The organism is Streptomyces dryopteridis (assembly GCF_049606955.1).
Lineage (GTDB): Bacteria > Actinomycetota > Actinomycetes > Streptomycetales > Streptomycetaceae > Streptomyces.
The window spans coordinates 1-13,908 of sequence record NZ_CP187115.1; the positions used below are offsets into that span (position 1 = coordinate 1).

12 protein-coding genes are annotated in these 13,908 nt (G+C 70.5%); 5 read left to right on the forward strand and 7 right to left on the reverse strand.

What is annotated here, in order from left to right; all coding sequences use genetic code 11:
* Positions 1-1,500: 1,500 nt before the first annotated feature.
* Positions 1,501-2,217, forward strand: a complete 717-nt coding sequence (locus ACN20G_RS35410) for a hypothetical protein (protein WP_424217455.1) — start codon at positions 1,501-1,503, stop codon at positions 2,215-2,217.
* Positions 2,218-2,264: 47 nt separating this feature from the next.
* Positions 2,265-2,687 carry a MarR family transcriptional regulator gene (locus ACN20G_RS35415; RefSeq protein WP_424217456.1) on the forward strand — a complete coding sequence of 141 codons (423 nt, stop codon included), beginning with the start codon at positions 2,265-2,267 and terminating at the stop codon, positions 2,685-2,687.
* Positions 2,688-2,809: 122 nt separating this feature from the next.
* Here the strand turns inward: ACN20G_RS35415 and ACN20G_RS35420 are convergent, their stop codons facing one another.
* From ACN20G_RS35420 to ACN20G_RS35430, 3 genes are all read right to left on the reverse strand, one after another.
* Positions 2,810-3,760, reverse strand: a complete 951-nt coding sequence (locus ACN20G_RS35420) for a ParB/RepB/Spo0J family partition protein (RefSeq protein ID WP_424217457.1) — start codon at positions 3,758-3,760, stop codon at positions 2,810-2,812.
* Positions 3,757-5,001, reverse strand: coding sequence for a ParA family protein (locus tag ACN20G_RS35425; RefSeq protein ID WP_424217458.1), 1,245 nt, complete (start codon positions 4,999-5,001; stop codon positions 3,757-3,759). The genes ACN20G_RS35420 and ACN20G_RS35425 overlap by 4 nt, the downstream gene beginning before the upstream one ends.
* A 324-nt stretch (positions 5,002-5,325) precedes the next feature.
* Positions 5,326-5,988, reverse strand: a complete 663-nt coding sequence (locus ACN20G_RS35430; RefSeq protein WP_424217459.1) for a ScbR family autoregulator-binding transcription factor — start codon at positions 5,986-5,988, stop codon at positions 5,326-5,328.
* A gap of 285 nt (positions 5,989-6,273) precedes the next feature.
* On the opposite strand from ACN20G_RS35430, the gene ACN20G_RS35435 reads away from it, so the two are divergent.
* Positions 6,274-6,603 carry a hypothetical protein gene (locus ACN20G_RS35435; protein ID WP_424217460.1) on the forward strand — a complete coding sequence of 110 codons (330 nt, stop codon included), beginning with the start codon at positions 6,274-6,276 and terminating at the stop codon, positions 6,601-6,603.
* 81 nt (positions 6,604-6,684) lie between these two features.
* Here the strand turns inward: ACN20G_RS35435 and ACN20G_RS35440 are convergent, their stop codons facing one another.
* The 3 genes from ACN20G_RS35440 to ACN20G_RS35450 form a co-directional block, all read right to left on the reverse strand.
* The gene (locus tag ACN20G_RS35440; protein ID WP_424217461.1) at positions 6,685-7,362 is read right to left on the reverse strand and encodes a ScbR family autoregulator-binding transcription factor; all 678 of its coding nucleotides are present in this window, start codon (positions 7,360-7,362) and stop codon (positions 6,685-6,687) included.
* Positions 7,363-7,645: 283 nt separating this feature from the next.
* On the reverse strand, positions 7,646-8,881 hold the full coding sequence (locus ACN20G_RS35445) for a ketosynthase chain-length factor (protein ID WP_424217462.1): 1,236 nt from the start codon (positions 8,879-8,881) through the stop codon (positions 7,646-7,648).
* Positions 8,878-10,149 (reverse strand): beta-ketoacyl-[acyl-carrier-protein] synthase family protein, encoded by a 1,272-nt coding sequence (locus tag ACN20G_RS35450; RefSeq protein WP_424217463.1) that lies wholly within the window; start codon positions 10,147-10,149, stop codon positions 8,878-8,880. The genes ACN20G_RS35445 and ACN20G_RS35450 overlap by 4 nt, the downstream gene beginning before the upstream one ends.
* 280 nt (positions 10,150-10,429) lie before the next feature.
* On the opposite strand from ACN20G_RS35450, the gene ACN20G_RS35455 reads away from it, so the two are divergent.
* Both ACN20G_RS35455 and ACN20G_RS35460 read left to right on the forward strand, forming a co-directional pair.
* Positions 10,430-11,392 carry an aromatase/cyclase gene (locus tag ACN20G_RS35455; protein ID WP_424217464.1) on the forward strand — a complete coding sequence of 321 codons (963 nt, stop codon included), beginning with the start codon at positions 10,430-10,432 and terminating at the stop codon, positions 11,390-11,392.
* Positions 11,393-11,601: 209 nt separating this feature from the next.
* A complete protein-coding gene (locus ACN20G_RS35460; RefSeq protein ID WP_424217465.1) occupies positions 11,602-12,324 on the forward strand; it encodes a 3-hydroxyacyl-CoA dehydrogenase NAD-binding domain-containing protein in 723 nt (240 codons plus the stop codon).
* Between the two features lie 231 nt (positions 12,325-12,555).
* Here the strand turns inward: ACN20G_RS35460 and ACN20G_RS35465 are convergent, their stop codons facing one another.
* Complete coding sequence (locus ACN20G_RS35465) at positions 12,556-13,380, reverse strand: AfsR/SARP family transcriptional regulator (RefSeq protein ID WP_424217466.1); 825 nt, start codon at positions 13,378-13,380, stop codon at positions 12,556-12,558.
* Positions 13,381-13,908: the final 528 nt, after the last annotated feature.

Here is a 13,908-nt window from a genome sequence, read left to right on the forward strand (position 1 = left end):
CCCCATCGCTCCGCGATGGGGCGGCTGCCTTCGGCAGCCGGCGCAGCCCTTCGGGCTGCGGCCTCGCCTTCGGCGAGGCGCCGGGTCCGCTGCGCTCCTCGGCTGCCTGCCCTTCGGGCAGGCCCGGCCCTCTGGGCCGGCGGCTCCTTCGGAGCCGGGGCGCTTCGCGCCCGAATGTGCTTCGCTTCGCTCAGCTCCTGGCCTCCGGCCAGGAAGGTCTTCGCTTCGCTCAGACCTTGGGCCTTCGGCCAAAAACGTGCTTCGCTTCGCTCAGCTCCTTGCCTTCGGCAAGGAGGGCCCTCCGCTCCGCTCCGGGCCCTGGCCTTCGGCCAGTAGCTCTCCGCTGCGCTCCGAGCCTTTCCCTTCGGGGAAAGTGGTCTCTCCGCTTCGCTCCGAGACCAGGGGCCTTCGGCCCCCGAAGTGTGCTTCGCTTCGCTCAGCTCCTCCCCTTCGGGGAGGAGGGCCCTCCGCTGCGCTCCGGGGCCTGGCCTTCGGCCAGGGGGCTCTCCGCTTCGCTCCGAGCCTGGGCCTTCGGCCCTGGAGCTGCCTTCGGCAGCTTTCCACCTTCCGCTTCGCTCCAGGTGGCAAGCCCCTTCGGGGCTTGGGTCACGCCGCTTCGCTTTGTGACCTATGAACCTTCGGTTCGTGTGGGTTCTCCGCTTCGCTGCGAACCCAGGGCGCTGCGCGCCAGAGTGTTGGCCCTTCGGGCCGGGCCCCCTTCGGGGTCCTTCAGCCCTTCGGGCTGGTCCCGCTTCGCGGGACCGCGGTGGGAGGGGCTGTGGTGAAGGTGGTTGGGCGTCTTCCTGACTTAACGGGGCACAAACAGAAGCCACCGAGTTCACCTGAAACGACTCAGCAACTGGCTTGACAACCAAGGTAGTTGAATGATCTCGCGATACAAACGAGCTCTGGACTTCTGGCAAGGAAGTTAACGCCGTTAACGGTCTGGATCATGGGGTAAACGCAGAAAGATCCCCACCGAGACCCCTGCATCAAAACGAACCCCTGGATAAAAACAGGATCGAGACAGATGATGCCCGCCTTCGGCTCCGGCGGCCGGGCTGCGGTTCGTCTCCGGATATGTCAGGTTCGCTGACGTTCAGGTGCGGGTTCGTCGTGTGTTGCGGGGGTTTCAGGAGCGAGCACGGACCTATAGAAGGTACGGAGATGCGTTTGCGCAGGTCAGAGGGGGTGCGGGTCGAAAGTTGTGTCACTCCTGGGGGGACATATCTCGGGGGTTGTGTCCCGGGTGGAGGGACAGAAAATCTGCAAAAAGTCAGTGCGGCTGACGTAAAAACGGTATTTATGTCAGCCTGGCTGACGTTCTGCTGCGATGTGTTCGCGAACGCCGTGGGGGGTGGGTGTGGTTGGCGGGTGGGCGCCGGGCGAACGCTTGGCCGAGATGTGTCCCCCCAGGGGGGACGTAAGACACGCCGAACGTCAATGAGCGTGACACTTGTGTCACCCTTGTTGACATACTGCTCTCCGTAGATCAAGGAAGTGGAGAGCAACCTCGTGTCATCAGAGCCACAGCGCCGCCGGTCCGGGCCGGCGCGAGCGCCGCGTCCTGATCTTCCCGTTGATGACGCGATCTCGGCCTGGAGTCAGCCACTGGCCCCGGTCAAGGACCTGGACAGCCTGGCGCGGCGGTACCCGAGTCGGAAGCTGACGCTGGACGGGGAACGCAAGCCGCTGGAGTTCTACGGGACGCAGGGGCAGCCCAACGCGTTCTCGATGGACAGCCTGGAGTTCTTCCTCGTCATCGCGCAGTACTTCCGCGAGGCCCTGCCGCTGCGGTTGATCCTGCTGCTCATCGCGTGCCAGCGGGCGGGTGGGCGTATCCCCCTCACGCAGGAGGAGATGGCCACCATCCTGGACGTGGGGCGGACGAAGATTTCCGAAGCGCTCCAGACGATCATGTCCCATGGGATCGTCTTCAAGGTGAGGCGGGGTGTCTACCAGTTCAATCCGCCCTACAGTTATCGGGTGGCGGAGTTCATCCCTGGGACCGAGTCGGCCGGTGAGTTCGTGAAGGTGGAGCAGCACGGGACCATCTCGCGGATTCGCAGTGACACGAGCCTGCCCGACCTGGTGCGGTTCCCGTCGCTGGACCACATGCGGCAGGCGATCGAGGAACTGCGGGCCGAACGGGCCAAGGAACGTGCTGCGAGGCGTCTGAGCCGGGCGCAGCGCACGGAAGAGAGGACAGCTCGGTGAGCACCTTGCGATTTGCCGCGGTCAATGCGGATGGGCTCCTGTCCGACTTGGACCTTCCGCCCGCGGCGTACCGGGTGCTGTTGAAGCTGCGCTCGTTGAGTGAGCCCGGTGGGCGGATCCTGATCGACCAGGCGACGGTGGGCGGGCTGCTGGACCTGAGCCGGCCGAGCGTGAACGCCGCGTTGCGCAGCCTGGAGCTGGCGAAGCTGGTGCGGAAGGTGCGCAACGGCGTGTACCAGATCAATCCGATGCTCGCGGGGTACAACTCCTTCGAGGACGCGGTGGCCGCGGTGAACGCGATGCCGGTGGACGAGCGTCTGGACGCCCGGGGGTACGTGGAGAGCTACCACCGGGCGGTGGCGGAGTACCAGGACCAGCTGGCGGAGCAGCGGAAGAAGCGGGCCGCGCAGGCCGCCGCGAAGAAGGCGGCGGATTCGAAGCGGCGGCGGGCTTTGCACGCGGTGGGTTGATGTAACGATTGGTCAGAGTGAGTGAGAAGGCGCTGTACGGGCTTGTGGGCTCGTGCAGCGCCTTCTGTGCGTTGGTTGTGCGGGGTGGGGGAGTTCGGGGCCTGGTGGGGCCTTGTGGGGTCTCAGAGGCGGCCCAGGAGGAGTTCGGTGACGGCCTTGAGGTCGTCGGGCGGGAGGTGGGTGGAGAGGGCTTCCGCGATGGCCTGGGGGGTCGCGGTGGGGATGGTGAGGGTTCGCGGGGTCGGTTCCGCCGTCGGGGGCGTGCTGGGCGGCGTCGGGGTGGTCTGCGACGCGTTCGCGGGCGTGTTCGTGGCCGTGTTCGCGGGTGTGGGGCGGGGCGGGGTGGTGGTGCGTTGGCGGGGGGGTGTGGGTTGGACCAGGGCGGCGTCCGCGGCGGCCTCTTGGGCCTCCTGGGGGAGTCGGCCGATGCGTCGGGCGGATTCGACCTTGAGCTCGCCGGCGTCGACCTTGTCCTGGAGGTCGGGGGTGAGGCCGAGGAGGGCGAGGCGTTGGGAGACCCAGGCGGCGGTCTTGCCGAGGCGCTTGGCGACCTGTGCCTGGGAGCCGTGGACCTCGACGAGTTCCTGGAGGGCTCGGGCCTGGTCCATGGGGGCGACGTCGACGCGTTGGATGTTCGCGATGAGGGCGGATTCGAGGATGTCGGAGGCGCTGGTGGAGAGGGCGTCGTTGACGTGGATGTGGAGGGTCTTGAGGCCGGCGAGGTGGGCGGCGGCGAGGCGGCGGTTGCCGTCGATGACGACGTAGGGGGCGCGGCCGAGGCCGTCGGTCTGCCCGGGGTGGGCCTCCATGAAGGCCATGCGGGTGGCGACGGCGAGGGGTTGGAGTTGGCCGCGGGTGAGGAGGGACTGGGCGAGTTCGTCGAGTTCGGTGAGTTCCTCGCGGAGGTTGAGGGGGTTGTGGGCGAGGGCCTCGATGGGGACCTCGGAGGGCGGGGTGATGCCGGAGGTGGGGGCGCCGGTGGCTTCGGCGATGGCGGCGCGTCGGGGGCTGACGCCGGCGGGTTGGGCGCGGGCGAAGGAGGCGGAGACGCCGAGGCGGTCGGCCTTGCTCATGAGATCTCCCGGGCGAGGGCGCGGAAGGCGACGGCCTGGTCGCCGTGGGGGGCGTAGGTGAAGAGGGGTTGTTTGACGCGCACGGCTTCGCGTTGCTCCTTGAGGTCGGGGATGACGGCGACGACGCGGGGGTCCTTGATGTCGGTCCATGCCTGGAGGGAGGAGGTGGCGATGTAGCCGCGGCGGCCGTCGTAGAGGTTGACGACGAGGCCGAGGTAGTCGATGTCGAGGCTGAGGTCGTCGCGGAGGTCGTTGATCTGGGAGGTGAGGAGGTCGTAGGCGTCGGCGGAGGAGTCTTCGGCCTGGACGACGATGAGGGCTCCGGAGGCGCCGGGCTGTTCGGTGTCGCGGCGGCGGCCGTAGTAGATGGCGGCGTCCATGCTGAGGCCGAGGCTCGGGGGGCAGTCGACGAGGATGACGTCGTAGTCGGCCTCGATGGGTGCGAGGGCGCGTTCGAGGGCGGCTTCGCGGGCTCGGACGGTGGAGAGGCGGACGTCGAGGAGGAAGGCGTCGGTGCAGGCGGGGAGGAGGTGGAGGCGGTCGGCGAAGCGGTCGTCGGGGATGGGGACGATGAGGTCGGAGAGGGGGCCTTGGGCTTCGCCGGCCATGTGGCGGGTGAGGCTGTCGCCGCCGATGGGGAGGGGGGCGCAGCCGAGTTGTTTGGTGAGGTGGCCTTGGGGGTCGAAGTCGACGAGGAGGACGCGCATGCCGAGGCCGGGGAGGTCTTCGCGGTCGAGGGGGGTGGTGGTGGGGTCGGTGTCGGGGGTGGTGAGGCGGGCGAGTTGCCGGGAGACGCGGACGGGGTGGAGGGCGGTGGGGTCCTCGGCGAGGGCTTCGGCGGTGCCGGCGGTGACGGCGGTTTTGCCGACTCCGCCCTTCTGGTTGCAGATGATGAGGCGTCGGACGACGGAGGGGCGTCGGACGGTGGGGGCGGGGTTGGTCTCGAGCCAGAGGTGGACGGCTTGGGCGAGGCCCTGGGTGAGGGAGATGCCGCGTTCCTTGGTGTGGGTGCGGAAGGTGTCCCATTGGCCGGTGGGGAGCCAGGTGGAGAAGGATTCGGCGCCGGAGGTGTCGACGGGGGTGGGGGTGGAGGCGAGGGCGGTCCAGGTGGTGAGGCCGTGGTGGACGGCGTCCTGGATGTCGATGCCGAGTTGGGCGGTGCGGATCTTGAGTTGTTGGCGGAGGGCGGGGGGGAGTTTGGAGACGACCTTGTCCCGGTCGGGGGGTGTGTTGAGGCTCATGAGGGGGACTTTACTAACGTTCGTGGGTTGTGTGTGACGGCGCGCCGGAAGTTGGTAACGCGATGTGGGCTTAACGGCGTTAACGGCGTTAAGGGGTGGGTGTGCGGACGGGGGCCGCGGGGGTGGTGACGGCGGGTCGGCCGGGCTTGACGGCGTTAACGGCGTTAAGGGTGTCTGTGCCGGGGGCCGGTGCCGGCGGTGCGGCGTTAACGCCGTTAACGGCGTTAAGGGGGTGGGGGTGGCAGGGCGGTCTCGTACACGTCGTGGCGAGCACCCCCGTGGTTCACCACGACGTGTACGACACCGCCCTGCCGGCGGTGGCGGTCAGGCGGCCGGGAGTCGGGCCGGGAGACCGAGGTCGGCGCGGCAGCGCGCGGAGCCGGCGGGGTTGAGGCCCGGGAGGCGTTCCGGCGGGGTGATGGCCGGTAGGAGCAGGGTCCAGTGGTCCGTGAGCCGGGTGTGGAGGTCGGCGCGACCGGTGCGGACGTGGGAGGTGATCTGGATGCCGGTGAAGGAGCCGACGAGGTGGGTGGCGAGGGCGTCCACGTCGAGGTGGGGGTGGAGGTCGCCGTGGGCCTGGGCGGGGGCCAGGCAGTTGCGGCAGGTGAGGATCCAGGTGTCGTACGGGGTGGGGTCCGGGTCGGTGAAGGAGCCGAATTCGAGGATGAGTCGGATGCCGGCTCGGACGCGGAGGTTGGTGCGCAGGGCGTGGGCCATCTGGTGGGTGAGGTCGATGGCGGTTTGCAGGCCGGGGTCGGGGAGGGCGTCGACGCCGGCGGCGATCTTGAACTGTTCGACCATCAGGGCGTGGGCGAGTTCTTCCTTGGACGCGAAGTGGAAGTAGAGGGCGCCCTTGGTGACTCCGGCGTTGGCGGCGACCGAGCTGAGGCTGGTGCCGATGAAGCCGTCGCGGTCGAAGGCCCGGGCGGCGCCGTCGAGGATCGCCTGGCGGGTGAGCTCGGCGCGTTCCTGTCGGGGCCTGGGCACGGGTTCTCCTGGGCGGTGGTGCCTGATTGGTCCGGGCCATCCTGCTTGATCATGGCTGAGAAAACCAGTCGGCAAGTATGGGATTCGGGAGTCGGATGGGGTTGTGGGGCTGGTTTGGGGTTTTTTGTGGTGTTTCTTTTTGGGGGTTGGTGTTAACGGCGTTAAGGGTGTGGGGGCGTTAACGGCGTTAATGCCTCGGAGGTGTGGGGCGAACGGGTGGTGGGCGGGAGGGGGTGGGGTGGGGTGGGAAGGGCTGGTGGGGAGTGTTCGTGAGAGGAGCGGTTCATGAGGGTGTCTGTCGGGTGGGGTGTGGGTGTGGCGGTGGCGGTGGTGGTGGGTTCCGCCGGTGTCGTGCAGGGGGCGCAGGGGCGGTTCGGGTACGAGAACGCGGACGGGTCGCGGCGTGGGGTGGTGGTCGACGCGGATGACGGGGTGTGCGTGGACCTGGATTTCGCGTCCTCGCGGTTGACCAACGGGACGGATCGCACGGCGCGGGTGTTCTGGGCGCCGGGGTGTGGGGCGGGGCCGAGTTCGGATGTGCGGCCGGGGGTGGTGGTGGACGTGAGCGCGGACTCGTTCCACAGCGTGCGGTTCTTGGTGCCGGCGGCCGGTTGAGTCGTCCGAGGCTTCACGCGGCGGAGGCCCGCACCCTGGTGGGGTGCGGGCCTCCGCCGCGTGAAGCCTCGGGCCGTGGGGTCAGGCGCTGAGGCGTGTGGGTGTGTTGTTCGCGAGCTCTTCGAGCTCCTTGATCTCCTGGATGACGCGGGCGCCTCGGTCGGGTCGCATGTCCAGTTGGGCGAGGACGGCCGGGGTGGCGATGCTCGGGTAGAGGTGGCTGTAGAGGGCGGCGACGCGCTCTTCCAGATCGGCGCGGTTGGTCAGCGCCTGCGAGAGGATCTGGGCGCCGGTCCACGAGGCGGTGATGGACCAGGCGGCGGATTCGGTGTCGACGTTGGGGATGAGCTCGCCCTGTTCCTTGGCCTGGTTGAGGAGTCGGCCGACGAGGTCGACCCAGCCGGGCAGGGAGCCCCCGTTGAAGGTCCTGCTCATCTCCGGGCCGATGGAGAGGCGGGCGCCGGCGCTCAGCATGGGGTTGCGGATCATCCGGTAGGCCAGGGCCATGGAGAGGTCGAAGAGCTCTTGGAGCTTGCTCTCGCGTGGGGGGACGTCGCCTTCGGTGAACTGCTCGTCGAGCACGCCTTGGGCGACGAGTTGCTTGGAGGCGAAGTGGAAGTACAGGGCGCCTTTGGTGACGCCGGAGCGGGCGAGGATGTCGGCGATGGTGGCTGCCTCGTAGCCACGCTCGTCGAATACCGCGGCCGCGGCTTCAAGGATCGCGCGACGGGTGCGGATCGCACGTTCCTGCCGTGCCATGGGTGCCTCCGGGTGGGGTCTCAGGCGGTGGGGCGGTGACGCCCCACTGGATCAGCTGACTGCGCAAAACTCAACCAACAGGTATGTATTTTAGCAGCCGATTCGGCCTGTTTTGATCGGTGAACTTGGAGGATTCTGGCTATTTTCCTTCGCTGGGCGCGAATTTTTGGCTGTTCTTTGAGGTCAGTACGGTCAACGAAACCGCGTGACCGGTATCTGAACAGGGGTTCCGGACCGTGGAATCAGCCGACGTGCGTTGTTTGGCCGAGGTTCGACGGGGCCGTCAGCGGGCGCGGACGATCATCGCGGTGTTGAAGCCGCCGCGGCCGCGGGCCAGGACGAGGGCGGTGCGCAGTCCGGGGGCGGGGCGGGCGGTGGTCACGAGGTCGAGGGGGCAGTCCTCGGCGAGCTCGGTGACGTGGGGGGTCGGGGGAATGACCTCGTCGCGCAGGGCGTGCAGGGCGGTGGCGAGGTCGAGGGCGGAGCCGCCGGAGGAGAGGCGGCCGGTGCCGGTCTTGGGGGCGGTGACGGGGACGCCGCGGGGGCCGAAGAGAGCGGTGAGGGCGGTGGCCTCGGCGCGGTCGGCCGCGCGGTCGCCGGCGGCGTCCGCGAGGACGAGGTCGATGTCGGCGGGGGTGAGGTCGGCGTCGCGCAGGGCGGCGCGGGCGGCGTCGAGGAGACGGGGGGCGGCGCCGCTGCCGGGGGGCGGGTCGAAGGTGGCGGCGTGGCCGACGACGGCTCCGTAGGGCCGGGCGCCGCGGGCGTGGGCGGCGTCGGCGTCTTCGAGGACGAGGAGGGCGCCGCCCTCGCCGACGACGTGGCCGTCCGCGTGGGGGGTGAACGGGAGGTAGGCGCGGGTGGGGTCCTCGGCGGTGCTCAGGCGGCCGTCGGCGAGGTGCGCGGCCCAGCCCCAGGGGCACAGGGCGGAGTCGATGCCTCCGGTGACCACCGCGGTGGTGCCCTTGCGGATGTGTCGGCGGGCCTGGGCGACGGCGTCGAGGCCGCCGGCCTGTTCGGTGACGAGGACGCCGCTGGGGCCGCGCAGGTTGTGCCGGATGGAGATCTGGCCGGTGTTGACGGCGTAGAACCAGGCGAAGGACTGGTAGGCGCTGACGTGTTGGGGGCCCTTGCTCCACAGGGCCTGGAGTTCGCGTTGACCGAAGGCGTAGCCGCCGGAGGAGGCGGCGGTGACGGTGCCGACGGCGTGGTCGGGGTGGGTGTCGGGGGTGATGCCGGCGTCGGCGAGGGCCTCGTCCGCCGCGACGAGCGCGAGGCGGGTCATGTGGTCGGTCTGGGCGAGGAGCCGCTTGGGGAGCCGGTCGGTGGGGTCCTGGTCGCGGATCTCGCCGGCGAGACGGGCGGGGTAGGTGCTCGCGTCGAAGCGGGTGAGGGGGGCGATGGCGTTGTCGCCGCGCAGGGTGGCGCGCCACCAGGTGTCGGTGTCGCCGCCGGTGGGGGCGGTGACGCCGATGCCGGTGACGACGGGGGCGCGGTGGCGGGTGGGGGCGGTGGTGGTCATGTGGTGGCTCCGGGGCGCGGGCGGGTGAGGACCATCGCGCTCTGGAAGCCGCCGAAGCCGCTTCCGACGCTGAGGACGGTGTCGGTGCGTTGTTCGCGTGCGGTGTGGGGGGTGTAGTCCAGGTCGCAGGTGGGGTCGGGGTGGTGGAGGTTGGCGGTGGGGGGGATGACGCCGTGTTCGATGGCGAGGGCGCAGGCGGCGATTTCGAGGGATCCGATGGCGCCGAGGGAGTGGCCGATCATCGATTTGATGGAGCTGACGGGGGTGGCGTGGGCGTGGGGGCCGAGGGCGCGTTTGAACGCCGCGGTCTCGTGGCGGTCGTTTTGGACGGTGCCGGAGCCGTGGGCGTTGACGTAGTCGACGGCGGTGGGGTCGAGGTGGGCTTCGTCGAGGGCCGCGGTGATGGCCTGGGCCATTTCGGCGCCGTCGGGGCGCAGGCCGGTCATGTGGTGGGCGTTGCAGCGGCCGGCGAAGCCGGAGATCTCGGCGTGGATGTGGGCGCCGCGTCGGCGGGCGGCGTGGAGTTCTTCGAGGACGAGGACGGCTGCGCCTTCGCCGAGGACGAAGCCGTTGCGGGTGGCGTCGAAGGGGCGGGAGGCGGTGGCGGGGTCGTCGTTGCGCGGGGAGGTGGCGCGGATGGCGTCGAAGGAGGCGAGGGTGATGGGGCTGATGGGGGCTTCGGAGGCGCCGGCGATCATGATGTCGGCGCTGCCCTCGCGGATGAGGTCGGTGGCGTGGCCGAGGGAGTCGAGGCCGGAGGTGCAGCCGGTGGAGACGAGGGCGACGGGGCCTTGGGCGTGGTGGCGCCAGGCGACTTCGGCGGCGATGGAGCTGGGCACGAAGTGGTCGTGGAGGTGGGGGGCGGCCAGGGTGTGGTCGACCTCCCATTGGGTGCCGCCCCGGCTGACCAGGTCGTATTGGGTGTCGAGGCCGGTGGAGCAGCCGACGGCGCTGCCGAGGGTGACGCCGAGCCGGGTGGGGTCGAGGGCGTCGGGGTCCAGGCCGCTGTGGTGGACGGCTTCGGCGGCGGCGGTGATCGCGAATTGGGTGACGCGGTCGAGTCGTTCGGCTTCGGTGGGGGTGAAGCCGTGCCGCAGGGGGTCGAAGTCGGCTTCGGCGGCGATCCGTGAGCGGTGGGCGGAGGCGTCGAAGAGGGTGATGGGGCGGGTGGCGGTGCGGCCTTCGGTGAGCAGGGACCAGAAGGCCCGGGTGCCCGTTCCGCCGGGGGCGACGACGCCGATTCCGGTGATGACGACGCGGCGGTTCATGGCGGGGGCCCTTCGGGTCGGGGGTGGTGCGGTGAGTGTGGTGAGGGGGGATCGGCGGGGGGTCGAAGGGGGGTGGGAGAGGGCTTGGGGGAGGCGTGAGCCGGTCACGGGGGTTCGAGCGGGGTTCCAGGGTGGGCGGGGAGGGTGCGGGAATCGGGGTGGTGGGGGTGGGGGAGTTCGACGGATTTCCGGCGAAGATCCCTGTTGGGCGGCTGTGTCGCCCGTTGGTACGTCGCCCGGTCCCCGTGGTGTCGGTTGTCTCGGAGAAGGAGTTGTGAGCATGTCCCGGAGCGGGCTTCGTGCGGTGGAGCACGAGATCGAGATCGCGGCCCCGCCGGCCGCCGTGTACCGGTTGATCGCCGAGGTGGAGAACTGGCCGTTGATCTTTCCGCCGACGATCCACGTGGAGCGGGTGGCGGAGGGGGGTCACGAGGAGCGGATCCGGATCTGGGCGACGGCCAACGGGGAAGCGAAGACGTGGGCCTCGCGGCGGGTGTTGGATCCGGTGGCGGGGCGGGTGGCGTTCCGGCAGGAGGTGCCGGCGCATCCGGTGGCCGCGATGGCGGGCGCCTGGGTGGTGTCGGAGGGTTCGGCGGCGGGGTCGGCCCGGGTGGTGTTGACGCACGAGTACCGGGCGGTGGACGACGACCCGGGTCACCTGGCGTGGATCGACGAGGCGGTGGACCGCAATTCGGTGGCGGAGCTGGCCGCGTTGAAGGCGAACGTGGAGCGGGTGGTCGCGGACGAGGAGGACGCGTTGACGTTCTCGTTCGAGGACACGGTGCGGGTGGCGGGTTCGGCGCGAGACCTGTGGGACTTCGTGAACGAGGCGGACCGGTGGTCGGAGCGCTTGCCGCACGTGGCGGAGGTGCGGTTGACGGAGGACGTGCCGGGGTTGCAGGAGTTGGAGATGGACACCCGGGCGCGTGACGGGTCGACGCACACGACGCGTTCGTACCGGGTGACGTGCGCACCGGAGTGGATCGCGTACAAGCAGACGGTGCTGCCGGCGTTGTTGAGCCTGCACACGGGCCGGTGGACGTTCGTGCCGGAAGACGGCGGGACGGTGGCGGCGACCTCGCGGCACACGGTGACGTTGAACGCGGCGAACGTGGGCTCGGTGCTGGGGGCCGGGGCGACGGTGGCGGACGCGCGGGAGTACGTGCGGACGGCGTTGTCCACGAACAGCGTGGCGACGTTGCGGTACGCGCAGCGGTACGCGGAGGAGCGCGTGGGGGTGTGAATCGGGCCCTGTGAACCGGGTCCTGTGAATCGGGCTCCGTGGTCCGGTTCCGGGGTTGGTTCGGACGGTTGAGTCGGTTTCCATGGGTTCTGGATCCGGACCGGCCAGGGTGGTGGTGTTCGTTGGCCGGCGTGTCCGCGGCGCGGGGACTTCGCGCGTGACGGTCCGCCGGCGTTCGGTTCTCGGCGCATCCGATGAAAGGCAGTGGCATGACCGAGTACGTCTCCACCGAGCTGTACTCCCCGGTGCAGCGGTTCGATTCCCAGGAGGACGGCGTGAGCGACGTGACGGCCGGCGGGCTCGGCCCGGCGGGTGAGCGGGGTCGCGGGCCGTGGCCGCGGCTGGTGACCGTGGTGGGTACCGGGCCGGTCGGGCTCGGGTGGATCGCGTTGTTCCTCGGCCACGGTCTGCGGGTGCGGGTGCACGGCGACCGGGTCGCGGCGCGTGCGGCGGTGCTGGGCGGGTTGGACGGGTTCGCGGCGCGGCTGCCGGCGGGCACGGTCGATCCGCTGGGCGCGTTGGACCGGCTGGAGTTCGAGCCGGAGCCGGCCGCCGCGGTGCGGGACGCGGACGTGGTCGTGGAGTGCCTGGCGGAGGAGCTGGGGGCGAAGCGGGAGCTGTTCGGTCGGATCGCGGGGTGGGTGGGTCCGCGGGCCCTGTTGCTGTCCTCGACGGGCACGTTCGCGCCGGAGTCGCTGGCGGTGGAGATCCCGGACGGGGGTACGCGTCTGGTCGTGGCGCATCCTTCGGACCCGGGGTTCGGCGAGCCGTTGGTGGAGGTGGGGTTCGGTGAGCGGACCTCGATGTCGGCGGTGATCGAGGCGGTGGTGTTCCTGGAGTCGGTGCGGCGGGTGCCGGTGGTGTCGCCGGGTCCGGTGGCCGGGTCGGTGGCGGAGCCGGTCGGGCGGCGGCGGGTGGCGCGGGCCGGCTGAGGTTCGCGCCGGCTGGGGTTCGCGCCGGTCGAGGGGCGCGGCCGTGAGGGGCGGGGTGTCCGGGTGGACACCCCGCCCCTCTTCCGTGTGCCCGTGTGCCCGTGCGCTTGTGGCGCGGGGGGACGGGGGAACCGGGGGGTCCGCGGCGGTTTCGGGCGCGCCGAAGCGCCAGGGTTCGATCCCGCCGGTGGTACCGGGGTCGGACCCTGACGCTTGGGGTGTGCGGGTGGGTCAGGCGCCGGCGGCCAGGCCGATGAGTTCGCGGCGGGCGGCCGCGTGGTGGGCCTGGGCGCGCTGGCTCTGCTCGGACTCCGGGTTGAGCAGGCGCAGTTGGAGCCGCTTGAGTTCGAGGGAGGGTTCGAGGCCGAGTTCGTCGGCGAGCAGCCGGCGGACGTTCTGGTACGCCTGGAGGGCCTCGGCGCGCCGGCCGGTGGCGCCGAGGGTGGCGATCAGGCGGCTGTGGAACCACTCGTTGAGCGGGTAGTCGTTGGTGAGCCGGCGCAGTTCCGGGATGGACTCGCGGTGCCGGCCGAGCCGGTCGTCGGACTCGATGCGGATCTCGAAGGCGCGGATGCGCAGCTCGTCGAGGTGCGCGATGTGTCCGGTGAGGACGTCGCCGGCGGGGAAGTTGGCCAGGGCCGGGCCGCGCCACAGGTCGAGGGCCTGCTGGACGGTGCGGCGGGCGAGGGCGGCCTCGTTGTCCGCGAGCTGGTTGCGGGAGGTGTTGACGAGGTCCTCGAAGATCCGGACGTCGACCTCGGAGTCCTCCACCTGGATGGCGTAGCCGGTGGGGCTGGTGACGATGAGCTGCCGGTCGGTGACCTGCTCCTGCACCAGCATGCGACGGGCGTGGTACACGTACGTCTGGAGCGTGGTCAGGGCGCTGCGCGGGGGTCGTTCTCCCCAGAGCTCCTGGATGAGCAGGTCGGCCGTGATGATCTCGCCGGGGCGGGTGAGCAGCAGGGCCAGGGTCTGGCAGACCTTGGGGGTGCCGGGGCGGTGGACGCGGCCGTCGTTGGTGACGATCTCGAACGGGCCGATCAGGTTGAAGCGCACGTGAGTGACTCCCGGTCGATGGGGGGTGGCAGCGGTTGTCCGTTCCCGGGGTCCGACGGTGTCGGGCCGAGGTCCTGTGGCGGTCCGCTTGGGATCCCTTCGAGTCTCGGGCGTGCGGCAGGGGCGTGCAATCGACTCCGTGTCAGGTGAGGGTCAAGTTCCGTCAGGAGTTGGCGTGGGTGTGTGGCCTGTGTGCGGACAGGTCAACGGAGTCTCGGAAGAGGGGGGCCGGCGTGGCGGGTGAGGGGCCGGCCGGCGCGGGTGGAGGAGTGGTGTCGGGGGGTTCGGGTTTGGGTCGAGGCCGGCTCCGGAGCGGGTGGGGGGCGGGGTGGGGGCCTGGGCCGTGGGGGGTGGGCCCGGGTGGGTGTCGAGGGGGCGTGGTGGTGGGTGGGGCGGGTGGGGTGGTGGGGGATGTCAGGTCGTGGGTGGGGTCGACAAGGGCTGTGGCGGGTTGTGTCAGATCGTCGTCAAATCGGGCGGCGTGGGGTTCGGGGTCGGTGAGGGTGGGGGAATCCCCTGCTCGCGGGC

Bases quoted from the DNA above. Each gene is read 5' to 3' on its own strand.
- ACN20G_RS35425 (WP_424217458.1), bottom strand. From the start codon at position 5,001: ATGAGCCTCAACACACCCCCCGACCGGGACAAGGTCGTCTCCAAACTC.
- ACN20G_RS35420 (WP_424217457.1), bottom strand. From the start codon at position 3,760: ATGAGCAAGGCCGACCGCCTCGGCGTCTCCGCCTCCTTCGCCCGCGCC.
- ACN20G_RS35455 (WP_424217464.1), top strand. From the start codon at position 10,430: ATGTCCCGGAGCGGGCTTCGTGCGGTGGAGCACGAGATCGAGATCGCG.
- ACN20G_RS35435 (WP_424217460.1), top strand. From the start codon at position 6,274: ATGAGGGTGTCTGTCGGGTGGGGTGTGGGTGTGGCGGTGGCGGTGGTG.
- ACN20G_RS35440 (WP_424217461.1), bottom strand. From the start codon at position 7,362: ATGGCACGGCAGGAACGTGCGATCCGCACCCGTCGCGCGATCCTTGAA.
- ACN20G_RS35460 (WP_424217465.1), top strand. From the start codon at position 11,602: ATGACCGAGTACGTCTCCACCGAGCTGTACTCCCCGGTGCAGCGGTTC.
- ACN20G_RS35450 (WP_424217463.1), bottom strand. From the start codon at position 10,149: ATGAACCGCCGCGTCGTCATCACCGGAATCGGCGTCGTCGCCCCCGGC.
- ACN20G_RS35445 (WP_424217462.1), bottom strand. From the start codon at position 8,881: ATGACCACCACCGCCCCCACCCGCCACCGCGCCCCCGTCGTCACCGGC.